Raw genomic sequence first — 12689 nt, 5'->3', positions numbered from 1 at the left:
TCTACACAGGTCTATTTAATCACTCTCTAACTGTCCAACGTCAGCAGACCGATACTGTGCCGATAGGCGAGAACGAGGCGTTTATTTTTCATGCAGTCGAGGCCCACGTATGGAGATCAAATCACGGCATCACCTTCGCTCGGACGCAATCAGCGAGATTGAGGAGGCGCTGGCCGAAAATCTCAGTGTCGAGCTTGACGCCGAAACCGTCGAGAAAGTTGAGCTAACTAGCGACACATGGGATGTGGTCCTCGTCGATGGTGATCCACACGTGCTGTATCTCGACGAGGAACCGTTTCTGACTGTCGACGGTGCAAACGCCTACAACCCGACAAAACACATTGTAACCGTCGATTCAGGTGCAATTCAGTTTGTCTCCGATGGGGCTGACGTGATGCGTCCTGGTATTGTCGAGGCAGGTGACCGAATCGAATCGGGTGATTTTGTCGTTATAAACGAAGAGAATCACGGCAAGTTCCTCGCTGTCGGGAAAGCACTCGTCGACGGTGATGAGATGGCGGGTCAAGAGGGCCGAGTTGTCGACTCAATCCATCACGTCGGCGACGAACTCTACGAATTTTCGGCCTGAGTTGCCGACGCTATTTTACCGCTGGTTACTGTTCGTCGGTGTCTGAGCGATCACAAGCATTTGGTTTACAACCTCAGACAGCGATATCAAGTAGCAGCTTATCGACGAGTATATCCAGCAACTCGAAACGTTCACCCAGAGCCGTGAGTCATCCCGGGATACTGGGTAGGCCAACCCGTGTCTGACGTAAAGCCTAAGAATGCGGGGATACGCTCACTTTACATGGGTCTCATGAGCAAGATCTTCGGGGAAGGTACCGCACGGCAGACCGGTGACTACGTCGAGCTTTCGGCCGACGGGCTGGCTGTCGAGGATGTGTCTCCGAGCACCGAGATTTGTATCGCAAACATTGGCGAGAAGACTGATGTCATTGATATCAAAGATGAAGTGTACGACGGAAATGTGGTTCTCGCGGATATCACACGACACAGTACGAAAGACCGGACAATGGAACACATTACCGACGAGCTCAAACAGGTTGCGAGAGAAGTCGGCGGTGATATCGTCCAGAAAGACGACGACCAGCTTATCATTACTCCGTCCGGAGTCCGCATCAGCCGCGAACGGATCGGCCACTAATAAAGAATAACGGCGTCGTCAGGCAACGTTATCTGGCGTCTCGTCGTCCTCGACATCGCGTTTCATTGACTCGCGCCGTGCTTTGGCGTCACGCCCAGTGGCCGCTTCAAGGAAGTTGTTTTTGACTGCGACTGCGTCTTCTGCGGCATCAAAGTGCCCCTCTTCGATAACTTCCTCTGCTGGCCGCTCTTCGATGTCGAGCGCAATTTTGTCTTTCTTGCTGCCGTATTCGACAGTGCCTGCAGTGACACGTTTGAACACGGGATTTTTGGGGTCCTCGACGACCTGCAAATCGGTGTCGTTGTACGATTCTGTATCGGTAACTGGACCGAAGTATTCGTGAATGAACTCTTCCATATCCTCTACTCGCTCTTCGAGGTACTCTCCCCGTCGCATTTTGTATTCGCGCATGGAAGGAGTATTACTGGGCGATGTTTTTACCTCTATCGGAGCGAGTTAATCCCGCTCGTGTCCGAGTGTGCCTTTGTGACACTCTGGACAGAAGTCACCGGCACGCAGCGACGAGGACTCGACTGACGTCGTGAACTCACACTCGGAACAGAAGAACTCTCCTTCGGGGATTGTGAGTGTTTCGCTACCTGACCCACGGGTCGGACCTTCCGTCTCGGGGTGTGGCTCGATATCTGTTGGTAACTCCCAATCCGGGTCGCCACTTCCTGTCGATTCTTCGGGCCAATCTATGTCTTCTTCGTCACCGTTGTCGTCTTCTGTCGACTCTTCGGGCCAATCTGTGTCATCCTCGTCACTGTTGTGGTCTTCTGTCGATTCTTCGGGCCAATCTGTGTCATCCTCGTCACTGTTGTCGTCTCCTGTCGACTCTTCGGGCCATTCACCCGGCTCACGATCTTCGTCGTCCTCGTCATCACTCTCCTGTTCAAGAATTACTGCATCGTCCTCTTCGGGGTCAATCTCTTCTGAGACTGTCGCTCCCGTTCCCTGAGTGTGTTGAGTAGTATCACCCGTGTCGGTAACTGTCGATTCCTGTCCTGTCTCAGATGGAGACGATGGTGACGCGACATCACTGTTGGCAGTCGGCTCTGGCGATTCGTTATCGTCTTCGATATCGGTACCGACGATATCAGCAGCTGTCTCCAGTGTCGTCACTTCTTTGTTCTCCGAGACAACTCGTGTCTCTTCACACCGTTTGCAGCTTTCTGTCTCTCTGACAGTAATAATGACCTCGTTTCCGTCTTCCTGGCGCTCGCGCTCAACCTCGGAGTCGGCATACTTGTGACCGAAAATGGAGCACTTGTAACTCATTGCCATGAGTTCCCAGCTATGACACATAAGCGTACTGTTTGCCCCAACCGCTCAAAGTATAAGGGCTGTCCTTCCCTACAATAGACTAATGACAGTTAAGCCGGAGTATCGCGACCGCGATGACACTGATGTCGCAGTGTTGGGGACCCTGTCTGACCGGCCTGAGGAAGGGATGACGATATTCGAGCTCAGGGCTGAAGTCGATGCGAACATTGATACTATCGAGACATCACTCGCCCGTCTAAAGCGTGACAATCTCATCGAGGTGAACAAAGAACGTGGACAGACTGTTATTCTTCCACAGTCTCATGTAGTCACCAACGGCACCGACCCCACGGAAGACGATGATGTGGCCGACCGAATCCGCGACTGGTTCCCTTTCTGAGGTGACAAACGGGTGCTCTGGCAAAATCGTGCAACGTAGCGTTTTTGACTCCAAGGCGAGAAGTCCAGCGTATGTTTGGAGGCGGAGGCGGTCTCGACCCGAGTAAGATGCAACAGATGATGAAACAGATGGGTATCGACATCGATGAACTCGATGCTGAGGAGGTTATCATTCGAACCTCTGACGAAGAACTCGTGTTCAGCGATGCTGACGTCCAGCGTATGGATGCTCAGGGACAGGAAACGTACAATATCGTCGGCGAACCGGAGCGCCGTGACCCCGGCTCGACTACTGTGAGTGATGACGGTGCTGACGATAGTAATGATGGCATCCCACAGGACGACATCGAACTCGTTGCCGAGCGGGCTGGCGCGAGTGAGGATGCAGCTCGTGAGGCACTGGAAGCGACAGACGGCGACCTCGCTGCTGCTGTCACTCAGCTAAAGTGAGCGTAGCGTACCTGTTCGTCCGCGAGGACCGAGAGTATCTTCTCTCGCCCGGCGAACGTCTGGAGTCGGATCTGGGAATCCTCGAAGTGCCCGAGGATGTCTCGCCGGGTGATACTGTCGAGACACATCTAGGGACAGCCTTTAGAGTCCGCAAACTCCGTGGTCCGGACCTGTTCAACCACTTCGAACGTACTGGCGCGCCGATGATGCCCCGTGACCTGGGACTTATTATCGGGCACACCGGTATCGCCGGGGGCGACCACGTGCTCGATGCGGGAACTGGGACAGGTGTCCTCTCGGCGTCGATGGCGCGTGCTGGGGCGACAGTCACGACGTATGAAGTTAATTCTGAGTTTGCCGATGTCGCCCGGGAGAACATGGAACTGGCTGGTGTACGTGACAGCGTTGACGTACGGACCGGTGACGTTACCGAAGAGTTGACTGAGTTGCGTGCAAGTGAATCGACTGACGACACCGGAAAGTTCGATGTTGTAACATTAGATACGGCTGATGCACCGACTGTCGTTGCCAACGCTTCGGGCTTACTCGTTGACGGCGGATTTATTGCAGTGTACTCCCCGTTCATCGAAGACACACGCGAGACAGTCGAAGCCGCTCGTGAGGAAGAGCTCGAAGATATCCGAACGTTCGAGACAATACAGCGGCGGATGGATTTCGATGACCGTGGTTCCCGGCCGTCGACAGCCGGTGTCGGCCACACCGGCTATCTGACGTTCGCCCGGAAGCAGTAACTACTGTTTTGAGGTCACTCAGCCGCTGTTGTCAGTCGCGGACGCTCTACCCGTCGCTCGGAGCTCCCGTCGAATCCGACTTCTCGTGCAAACTCCACGATTGCGTCCCGTGCGACGCCCTGTCGCTTAACCACGTCACCCTCGTCAAACGCGTCGTTGACATGGTCCGTCTCAATGAGATAATCGTCCACTGCAAGAGTGTACGTCTGTTCTGAATCGAGCGGCTCACCGCCGACTGTGACCTGCCGTATCTCTCCGCTTTTGTCGTCCCAGATGAGTCGCGCGCCGCTGACGTGCGTGCAGTGGCTCTCCGGATACCCATCATCGTGATAGCCAAAGGGCACAGCAAAGAACGCATCTCGGAGCCGGTGCCCGGGGAGTTCGACTACTGCCAGGTCGTCGTCGTAGGGTGCGAGCCCAACGATATCAGCGACGGTTATCTCTCCTACAAGCGGGTCACCGGAACGGATGCCGCCAGGTGGACTGAGTGCCACGTCGGCACCAGCTTTCCACCGAAGTGCATCGGTGACAAGGTTTCCCAGCCGACTCCCGGCGGTCGTCGCGGCTTCCTCGGTTCGCGGGATTGGTGTCTCGACAGTCGTAACAACTTCGTCGAGTCCGTGCTCGGCACGTTTTGCTTGCAACGTCTCGACAATCTCTTGGTCGACATGGCCGTCGTCAACCTGATGGATAGCCGTCGAGGTGGTCTTATCAAGAACGACTTCAGCGATGTACCGTCCGGCACGACCCGGCCGGACGACGGCTGTCCCAGCAATAACCGACTCGTAAACATCGTGAACATGGCCGCCGAAGATGGCGTCGACATTGGTCTCTTTAGCGATTTGCTCGTCAATACGGCCACAGTGGGAGGTAACAACCACGAAATCAGCGCCGTTCTCTCGGAGTTGCTTGGCCTCTTTTTGGATATGTGAGACAGGATCCTCGAACTCAACGTCTGTTGCGGCTGGATTCATCACTGCTGTTTTGGGATGGGCGACGCCGACGATACCAATACGGTCAGAGCCGGCGTCGACAAGTGTTCTTGGTTGGGTCACGTCACTGGCGAAGCGGCCGCCGTTTTGCTTGGCGTTCGCACAGAGCCACTGCTGGGGCGCGGCCCCGGCTAGCTCACGGGCAGTCTCCGAGCCGAAATCGAAGTCGTGGTTTCCAAACGTGTCGACATCAGGCTGGATTGCCTCGAATACGGGCAGCGAGACTCGACCATTTGTCGCGAGCGAAAGTGCACCGGGTGCAGTGTTGTCACCGCTCCCGATGACAACGGTCTCCTCGTCTGAGAGGGCAGCGAGTGTCCCCACGAGTGCTCCACACTGCTGTGGCTCGTCAAGTGCAGTCTCCATATCCGAATAGTGTAGAAGACGAACAGTCATGTTCGAAACACAGTTGAGCAGCGTGAATCAAGCTAACGAAATTTACACAGCTGTGTCACACTAGTTGACAGCCCGAAGCAACCGGAAGAACTCATCACGGTACGACTCACTCGAACGAGTGAGCGTGTTGTCAGTAGTCTCAAGCGACAGCGATTTCGCCAGACTCGTTTGTGGGTGGCCGCCGGTAACAATTGTTGTTGCCGTTCTGGTTGTCCAGAACGCGACCCAGCAAGCAAGTGGAACTGTGTGGTTGAGGTCTGCCATCTCGATAGCTGCGTCGTATCTCGTTACAGTTGCGCGGTTACCGCCTCCGCCACGCATTCGCTGGCTCCCGTCGCGGCTGATGTCGACTACCCCTCGCTCCCGCAGCCGTTCTGTAAACGTTGACTGGGACTCTGTCCGGAGCATCGGCGCGACCATCGTTGGCGAGACGCCCGGCGGGAGCGGTGGCTGGAAGGTGAGCCGTGTCCCAGCGAAAAACCGGGGAGATATCTCGGTACTATGGCCCGTGACCTCGGCGAGCGCATCTCTAGTCGCTTCGTCCTCATACTGGGCTGTCGCAGTCCGAACCTCTATTGTCGGCAACGAAAACACGGTCTGGACAGTCGTTTCGGTCGCTACCCATCCCCCTGATTCGAGCATCTCTCTTGGCATCGATGGGGGAGATGGGTCAGTTGCCACAGCTTAGTGGTCGTCTTCCCGCCACTTGTGCTCACACTCGGTACAGACGAAAAACCGTGTTTCGCTCTCATCTGCGGCACGAATTTGTTGCATATACCAGTACGCTTTATCATTATCACACTTGGGGCACTGCGCGTTCGTTGTCGGGCGACCCTGGTCTTCGGCGTCACTAATGTCGACGATTTCGCTCTCTTGTTGTCCGGTCGTTGTTACCATTTGTTCTTCGGCTTCCTCGTCGCGACCTTTCTCGTAGCCACAGCTGCCACAGACCCATACACCGTCTTCAGTCTTCATCATCGAACCACATTCGTCACAGAATTCCATGTCAACGAGTATGTCCGTGCGCCAAGTTAAACTACTGGATTCGGCAGGCGGTAGTGTTTAGTTAGTAGCATTGTGCCAGCGGGCGAAGGTTTGTAACCACGTTTCAGCGGTCCCCAGCTCGACATGACCGAAACAGTTTGAAAATGACGGATTCGTCGTTTTACCTCTGTAAAAACACGTTCGACGCTCTTCCGATTTCAATGGCGTTCGTATCTGAAATCGAGCTCGTGTCGTTGCAGTGTTGTTTGGAGCCAGTCTGCATCATCGACGAGAAACACGGCGTTTGCAAGACGTGTCTTGCGAGCCCACGAGAACTGCGAGTAGTTCTCGGGACGTCGTCAACGTCGTGTTTTTCGCGGAGTTCTCGGAGAAAGGTTTCGGTTAATCCGGTTGTGTACGTAGAAAAGAGACGGATCTGGAGAAAGACGTTTGTCTCGGGATCGGCGGCAGCAGACAGCCAGTACTGCTGGTCATTGATGCGAATCACGCTCTCGTCGAGCGCAACCTAATTCGGAGATGGACCGGTGTCTGGCTGTAGATCGGCTTTTGAGCCCAATTGTGAACAGTCGTACGTGCTTGGTCGAGACCAATTATTTAAAGAATAAGAACAGTATTCGAAAGCGACAGTCCAGCAAGAGGCAACTAAATGCTGACCTTCATCAGCAATCGCGGTGTCGCTTCGGGTTCAATAACGGCTAACTCGATCTGGCCGAGAATACCGCTGAGGCTAGCGTTTTCGGGCATAGAAACTCAGAAAACGCGACGCCGTACTCTGTAATCCGGATCTGAACACCGCCAAGCAGGCCGACCCACAGATTCAACAGGCCTGCCCCCCCAGTCGGCGACCGTGACTGACGTACGACACTACCTGAGTGCGCGCCGGACAGTCTCTCCGACCTGCGGACCGGATGGCCGGCTGGCGTTTCTGTCTGATATCACGGGAACGACCCAGGTCTGGACGGTCGACGGCCCGCGCCAGTGGCCCGAGCAACGGACTTTCTACGACGAACGCGTCTCGTTCGTCTCGTGGTCCCCTGCGGGCGACAGAATTGCCTTCGGGAAGGACAGCGGTGCGGACGAACACGATCAGCTGTTCGCCCTCGACCCCAAGACCGGCGACATCGAACAGCTGACTGAGCGCCCCGACGCCATCCACGCCTGGGGCGGCTGGGGTCCCAATGGAGACCGCATCGCGTTCGCGGCCAACCGCCGTGAGCAATCGAACTTCGACGTCTACGTGATAGACCTCACCGACGGTGAGGTTTCGCTCGTCTCCGAGGGAGATGGCTGGCTCGATGTCACTGGCTGGAGCCCGTCCGGGGACCGCCTGCTCGTTCGCGATTCTCATTCGAGTTCCGACGAAGACCTCTCTGTCGTTGACGTAGAAACTGGCGAACAACGGCACGTCACGCCACATGATGGCGACGTGCGCTATCGAAATCCCACGTTCGGACCGGACGGTGAAGCAATCTACTGTGCCAGCGATGCCAACGCTGACACGAAAGAACTGTTGCGTATCGACCTCGGTACCCTCGACGAGGAGACTGTCGAATCCGGTGACGAGTGGAGCATCGAGCAGTTCGAACTCGACACAGACACCCGCCGCATCGCTCTGACACGAAACGTCGACGGCTACGCCGACTGTCACGTCGGTCGGCTCGCCGCGGCGACGGAAGTTGCGACAACGAGTGTTGATATTCCTCCCGGCGACTTCGACGATGGGGTCGTTCACGTGCTGACGTTTGGCCCCGACGGAACTCGACTCGCTCTCATCGTCTCGTCGACCGACCTGAATCATTCTCTCTTCGTCGTCGAACCAGGTAACGTCGACGACTACGGCGTTCCGAGGACGGAGCGGTGGACGACGCCATCGACCGGAGGGCTTCGGCTGTCCGAACTCGCCACGCCCGACCTCGTCCGCTACGAATCCTTCGACGGACAGGAGATACCCGCCTACGTCACCCTCCCCGAGCGTGCAGAACCGGGCAAGACTGCACCGGTCATCGTCGACATCCACGGCGGTCCCCACCATCAGCGCCGCCCGTGGTTTCGCCCGATTCGACAGTACTTCCTCGACCAGGGGTACGCGGTCTTCGAACCGAACGTCCGTGGGTCCTCTGGCTACGGTCGCGAGTACGCCGCGCTGGACGATGTGGAAAACCGGATGGACTCCGTGCGAGACATCCGTGCTGGGGTGGAGTGGCTCGCCGACCACCCTGCTATCGACGCCGACGCGGCTGTCGCCTACGGCCGCTCATACGGCGGGTTCATGGTACTGTCAGCAATCACTGAATACCCCGACCTCTGGACTGCCGCTGTCGATTTCGTCGGTATCGCAAACTGGGTAACGTTCCTCGAAAACACCGGCGACTGGCGGCGCTCACACCGAGAGGCCGAGTACGGCTCACTCACCGAGGACCGCGAGTTACTCGAAGAAATTAGCCCAATTCACTCTGTCGAGGAGATAGAGTGTCCACTGTTTATCCAGCACGGGGAAAACGACCCCCGCGTCCCGGTCGACGAAGCGCGACAGATTGCCTCGGCGCTGGAAGCTCGTGACGTTCCTGTAGAGACCTGTTTCTTCGAGGATGAAGGTCACCACACGACGAAACTCGAAAACCGAATCGAACAGTTCGAACGTATCGGTTCGTTCCTCGACGAACACGTAGACCCCTGACGCCCGGCGGAGGTCAGAAATCCGGCAGGTCATCAGGCGCGTCGTAGTCACCCTCCCAGTCGATATACTCGTCTTTGAGCACGTCACAAACAACCTGTCCGAGCTCTGTGATGCCGGCGTTAATACCTGAAACAGTCCCCCAGGAATCGATGTCTGGGTGGTACTCGCGTTCTTTCCAGTCTTCGGGAATTCCTGGCGCGTGGTAGCCGACGCGCTCAGCGAACGAATCCCAGAAGAAGTCGAACTGCTGTATCATCTCTAAATCCATGATAATCTGAAACCCCTTTTCGCTGAGGTCTGCGTCCTTAGACCATTGGGCGAATGCTTCTTCCCATGCGCCCTCCCTGAGAAACTCCTCTAACTCATTGCGTCGATAATCTGTCTCACCGACAATTTCGGCGTCCTCGTACTCGTTTGGATCGACTTCCTCTAGCTCGGGAGGGTCGGGGGTTTCGACGTGCAGTCCCATATTTGGTTGTTGACGGCCACGAGGATAAGTCTGTCAGATGGTAACTGCAATTAATTGGGGCTGGGAAAGCGAGTGATTCCGGCTACCGGTCAGGTGTCAACCGCCCCTCGACGTCGATGAAATATAGGTGGTCTGGGAGCCTCATGCTACTGTTCGACAGTAAAACGCTCGTTTATCTCTTCGATGATTTTATCATCTACTCTTGAATAGACAGAAATATGAAAAGACGCGACGTACTGCGCTGGACCGGCATGGCCAGTGCCCTGGCAGTTGCAGGATGTATCTCTGATGACGACGGGACTGACGACACGAGCGGAGAGGGCGATGGGTCCACACCGACAGCCGAACCGACTTCGACACCTGAACCGACTTCGACACCTGAACCGACTTCGACAACTGAATCGAGCGACGATGAGGGAACTGGTGAAGAAGAGTCTGGAGGGGAAAACGGCGCTTCCGGAGAGTTCGATTACACTGACCCAGTCGAGACTGTCAAGGCCTTCGTCACTGCCTGGCAGGACGGGAATATCGAGACGATGAATTTCCTCGCTGCCGAAGACGGCAACTTCGGACAGGTGCAGGAGGCTGATGTCGAGGAGGTTAGCTCACAGGCACCGACCATCGAGGAGGTGGAAACTGTCGACGAGGGAGAAGAATCCGCCTCGGTCGAGGCGCTGTTAGTGCTTCCGGACGCTGAGGTACCCCGTTCTGGTACGTTCGAACTTGTCGCTGTCGACGGCGAGTGGCGCATCCATGACCTCCTGCCGACCGGACAGAAAATCGCTCCGTCTGTCAACTTCGATCCAGACGTGGACGACGGAACCATGACCCTCACACACACCGATGGCGACGCCGTGCCCGCAGACGAACTGTTCGTCCGTGGTAAGGGACTCGACCGGACCGGTGTGTGGTACGAACTCTCCGACGAACTCGGAGAGAACGATGACGTGAAGGCTGGTCACAGCCTCACAATCGCTGTCGAAAACGAGTACACCGTCAGCGTCGTCTGGGATAACGGCGAGTACTCGGCCACACTCTCGTCTGCAGGCGGTGCCAGCGCCAGCGAGTCAGCGGGTGAGTCTCCTGTCGAAAACTATCTCGCAGACGCCAACAACTACGACGGGACAGTCGAGGATTTCACCGGTCAGGACTCCGTCACTATCGAGACCGGTGTCGACGAACCAGACTACGCGTACGACCCGCCAGCTATCCGTATCGACCAGGGCACCGAAGTGACCTGGCAGTGGGTCGGTGGCGGTGCACATTCCGTGACCCACGAGGACGGCGAGTTCGACAGCGAAATCCTCGACAGCGAGGGAGCTGAGTTCAGTCACACGTTCGACGAGAGCGGGACGTATCTCTACTACTGTAAGCCACACAAGGCCCTCGGCATGAAAGGCGCTGTCGTCGTCGAATAAAACTGTTTTCTCGACTTTTCAATGGGCTACGCTTCGGCCAGCCGTTCGAGCCGTTCGAGCGAATCGGCATCGGCCGGTGATTTGTCCTCACGGACTCCCAGAAAACGCGGAAACCGAAGCGCGTAGCCTGCGGAGTACGTCGGCGACTCCTGGATTTCCTCGTATCCAACCTCGAAGACGACAGCCGGCTCGATGTCCACGTCGGCACCGTCCTCGGTCAGGATGTACTCGGTCAGCCGCTCGGTCAAGGAATCGAGTTCCTCGTCAGTGATTCCGGTGGCGACCTTGCCCACGGTCGCGTACCCGTCGCCGTCCCGAACGGAGAGTTCGAAGCTCCCGAGCAGGTTCGCACGGCGGCCCTCGCCCCACTCGGCTCCGGTTACCACGCAGTCGATGGTCTCCACGTCGGGTTTCCGTTTCAACCAGTTCTGGCCACGGTTGCCTGGCGTGTACCCGGATTCGGGATTTTTGAGCATGATTCCTTCGTGGCCGGCTTCCAGCGACTCGGCCTCGATGTCGGCAATCTTGTCGGGGTCGTCGGTCGTCCAGAGCTGTGAGACTTCGATGTGGTCGCTTGGGTCAACGACCGCTGTCAGGCGGTCGTGGCGGTCCACAAGCGGCTCATCGAGCAGATCGTCCCCGTCAGCGTGGAAGCAATCGAAGGCGTGAAAGCGCACCTCGACGTTCTCACGTGCTCGGGCGACGTCGTGCTTCCGGCGAAACCGCCGCAACACCTCCTGGAACGGACGCGGGTCGCCGTCCTCGCCGATGGCGACGACCTCCCCGTCGAGAATCGCGGGTGCCTGGAGACTCGCGTCGATACCCGAAACGACCTCTGGGAGCGGGTTGGTTACGTCCTCCATGTTCCGGGAATAGAGTGAGACTGTGTCGCCGTCGTAGTGTGCCTGGACGCGTGCTCCGTCGTACTTCCGCTCGACGGCAACGGTATCCCAATCCTGAACGGCGTCGGTTACCGCCCCACTCTGGGCGAGCATCGCTTGTACTGGCCGCCCGATTTCTAACTGGATGGTTCCGAGTCCGTCTTCGCCGTCGCTGCGGGCGACTTCTGCGACCAGTCCGTAGTCATTCGATACTTGGAGTGCAGACTCGACAGCGTCAACCGGAACGTCGAACGCACTGGCGATAGCATCCCTGATGGCCCCCTCCCCGACGCCGATGCGCATCTCCGAGAGAACAAGCCTGACGAGATACCGGGCCTCCTCCGGTTCAGCGCGGTTGAACAGGTCGAAGAGAATGTCCCGTTTGGTTTCCTGGCTCCCCTCGCCTGTCGCGCCAGCCAGCGTTTCGAGACTGTCGCGTACCTCGTTTACCGTGAGCGTCTCAGGCCCACCCCCGCCGAACGCCCCCAGTCCCTGCTGACCTCCGAGGTCGTAGCTCTCTGCCACCTGCCCAATGTCTCCCTCGCTAGCGACACGCTCCTCGACGTCGCTCGCTGTGACGTTGTGGCCTGCGGCACGGGCGAGTGCCTCGTAGCACAGTCTGGGACCGACGTCAAGTTTGGTAGATTCGTGAGCCGGGAAAACCCGCCCCAGCAGAAACCGGACGACGACGGAGAGTTCATCCTCAGCCTCGGCGAGCAACTCGGCGACACGTTCACATCGTTCGATATCCGCGTCGATAGACTCGATAGTTCCGACGTGGTCAGCGAATACGACGAACTCCATGAATCGTGTTGG

At 57.1% G+C, this 12689-nt stretch carries 14 protein-coding genes and 1 pseudogene; 7 read left to right on the top strand and 8 right to left on the bottom strand.

Translation table 11 applies throughout. The annotated features are described in order from the left end of the window. Positions 1–109 precede the first annotated feature (109 nt). Together N5098_RS13180 and N5098_RS13175 are read left to right on the top strand one after the other, a co-directional pair. Positions 110–589 (top strand): RNA-binding protein, encoded by a 480-nt coding sequence (locus N5098_RS13180; RefSeq protein WP_267638341.1) that lies wholly within the window; start codon positions 110–112, stop codon positions 587–589. Positions 590–811: 222 nt separating this feature from the next. Then, positions 812–1168 carry a cell division protein SepF gene (locus N5098_RS13175; RefSeq protein WP_267638340.1) on the top strand — a complete coding sequence of 119 codons (357 nt, stop codon included), beginning with the start codon at positions 812–814 and terminating at the stop codon, positions 1166–1168. 18 nt (positions 1169–1186) lie between these two features. On the opposite strand, the gene N5098_RS13170 is transcribed toward N5098_RS13175, so the two are convergent. Beyond that, on the bottom strand, positions 1187–1579 hold the full coding sequence (locus N5098_RS13170) for a DUF5611 family protein (protein ID WP_267638339.1): 393 nt from the start codon (positions 1577–1579) through the stop codon (positions 1187–1189). Between the two features lie 45 nt (positions 1580–1624). Further along, complete coding sequence (locus tag N5098_RS13165; RefSeq protein ID WP_267638338.1) at positions 1625–2449, bottom strand: DUF7093 family protein; 825 nt, start codon at positions 2447–2449, stop codon at positions 1625–1627. An 88-nt stretch (positions 2450–2537) separates the two neighbouring features. Here N5098_RS13165 and N5098_RS13160 point away from each other — a divergent pair, with 88 nt between their 5' ends. The 3 genes from N5098_RS13160 (at position 2538) to N5098_RS13150 (ending at position 4035) form a co-directional block, all read left to right on the top strand. Further along, positions 2538–2834, top strand: a complete 297-nt coding sequence (locus tag N5098_RS13160) for a DUF6432 family protein (RefSeq protein WP_267638337.1) — start codon at positions 2538–2540, stop codon at positions 2832–2834. A 71-nt stretch (positions 2835–2905) separates the two neighbouring features. Further along, positions 2906–3283, top strand: a complete 378-nt coding sequence (locus N5098_RS13155; RefSeq protein ID WP_267638336.1) for a nascent polypeptide-associated complex protein — start codon at positions 2906–2908, stop codon at positions 3281–3283. After that, positions 3280–4035, top strand: coding sequence for a methyltransferase domain-containing protein (locus N5098_RS13150; protein WP_267638335.1), 756 nt, complete (start codon positions 3280–3282; stop codon positions 4033–4035). The genes N5098_RS13155 and N5098_RS13150 overlap by 4 nt, the downstream gene beginning before the upstream one ends. 14 nt (positions 4036–4049) lie before the next feature. Here the strand turns inward: N5098_RS13150 and N5098_RS13145 are convergent, their stop codons facing one another. From N5098_RS13145 to N5098_RS13130, 4 genes and pseudogenes are all read right to left on the bottom strand, one after another. After that, positions 4050–5423: a bifunctional metallophosphatase/5'-nucleotidase gene (locus N5098_RS13145; protein WP_267638334.1), complete on the bottom strand. Its 1374-nt coding sequence runs from the start codon at positions 5421–5423 to the stop codon at positions 4050–4052. A gap of 60 nt (positions 5424–5483) precedes the next feature. Continuing rightward, positions 5484–6104, bottom strand: coding sequence for a DUF6517 family protein (locus N5098_RS13140; protein WP_267638333.1), 621 nt, complete (start codon positions 6102–6104; stop codon positions 5484–5486). A gap of 3 nt (positions 6105–6107) precedes the next feature. After that, positions 6108–6428 carry a transcription factor S gene (locus tag N5098_RS13135; protein WP_267638332.1) on the bottom strand — a complete coding sequence of 107 codons (321 nt, stop codon included), beginning with the start codon at positions 6426–6428 and terminating at the stop codon, positions 6108–6110. A 57-nt stretch (positions 6429–6485) separates the two neighbouring features. Further along, positions 6486–7172: pseudogene (locus tag N5098_RS13130) on the bottom strand (IS6 family transposase). Positions 7173–7275: 103 nt separating this feature from the next. Between N5098_RS13130 and N5098_RS13125 the strand changes: the two are divergent. Then, the gene (locus N5098_RS13125) at positions 7276–9105 is read left to right on the top strand and encodes a S9 family peptidase (protein ID WP_267638331.1); all 1830 of its coding nucleotides are present in this window, start codon (positions 7276–7278) and stop codon (positions 9103–9105) included. Between the two features lie 13 nt (positions 9106–9118). On the opposite strand, the gene N5098_RS13120 is transcribed toward N5098_RS13125, so the two are convergent. Next, positions 9119–9574, bottom strand: coding sequence for a DUF7992 family protein (locus N5098_RS13120; RefSeq protein ID WP_267638330.1), 456 nt, complete (start codon positions 9572–9574; stop codon positions 9119–9121). Between the two features lie 218 nt (positions 9575–9792). On the opposite strand from N5098_RS13120, the gene N5098_RS13115 reads away from it, so the two are divergent. Further along, positions 9793–10992: a halocyanin domain-containing protein gene (locus N5098_RS13115; protein ID WP_267638329.1), complete on the top strand. Its 1200-nt coding sequence runs from the start codon at positions 9793–9795 to the stop codon at positions 10990–10992. 26 nt (positions 10993–11018) lie between these two features. Here N5098_RS13115 and ligA read toward each other — a convergent pair whose 3' ends face one another. After that, the gene (ligA, locus tag N5098_RS13110; RefSeq protein ID WP_267638328.1) at positions 11019–12677 is read right to left on the bottom strand and encodes an ATP-dependent DNA ligase LigA; all 1659 of its coding nucleotides are present in this window, start codon (positions 12675–12677) and stop codon (positions 11019–11021) included. Positions 12678–12689: the final 12 nt, after the last annotated feature.

The organism is Halovenus rubra, assembly GCF_026586665.1.
GTDB classification, from domain to species: domain Archaea; phylum Halobacteriota; class Halobacteria; order Halobacteriales; family Haloarculaceae; genus Halovenus; species Halovenus rubra.
Note: the sequence above shows the minus strand (reverse complement) of the source record. Positions and strands in the feature narration are given on the sequence as shown.